The organism is Paraburkholderia sp. RL17-381-BIF-C, from assembly GCF_046026435.1.
Lineage (GTDB): Bacteria > Pseudomonadota > Gammaproteobacteria > Burkholderiales > Burkholderiaceae > Paraburkholderia.
The window spans coordinates 1-568 of the sequence record NZ_JARESX010000220.1 but is presented as its reverse complement, the minus strand read 5'-3'; the positions used below and the strand labels follow the sequence as shown (position 1 = coordinate 568).

The 568-nt window shown below is 63.9% G+C and carries 1 protein-coding gene; it reads left to right on the top strand.

The annotated features are described in order from the left end of the window. Positions 1–94: 94 nt before the first annotated feature. The coding region (locus P0D70_RS36780) for a tail assembly protein (protein WP_459252454.1) at positions 95–568 on the top strand (474 nt) is incomplete at its 3' end.

Genomic DNA, 568 nt, shown 5'->3' with positions numbered 1-568 from the left:
AATCGTTCGTGCTGTGAATCCATATTGCCACGCGCAGGGCCGGCGGGTCTATGAACTGGACTCGCCGTTGACGCCTGCTGAGTGGGCGGAACGGGTGAGCGTCGACACTCAGCACACGATAGTCTGCGTCGACGCCGACTACTGGTTGCGCAAGGACTGGGATAAACCGATCCCACACGGCGCGATTGTCCAGTTCATTCCCGTGCCGAAGGGCGGTGGCGGATCGAATCCCCTGCAGGCGATATTGATGATCGCGGTGGCCGTCGCGTCGGTCTATACCGGCGGCGCTGCGGCAGCCGCATATGGCGCGGCAACCGGGGTGGCCGCTGGCACCGTTACGGCAGGCATGATGGCGGTCCAGGCAGGCGTTTCGATGGCCGTCATGGCCGCAGGCTCAATGCTGGTCAATGCGATCGTGCCGGCCAGGACGGCAAGCGTCGCGCAGGGTACGACCAACAGTCCGACGTATTCGCTGTCGGCGAGCGGGAACACCGCGCGGCTCCTCGAGGCAATTCCTGTTCTCTATGGGCGGATGAACACTACGCCTGATCTGGCCGCGACCCCGTAT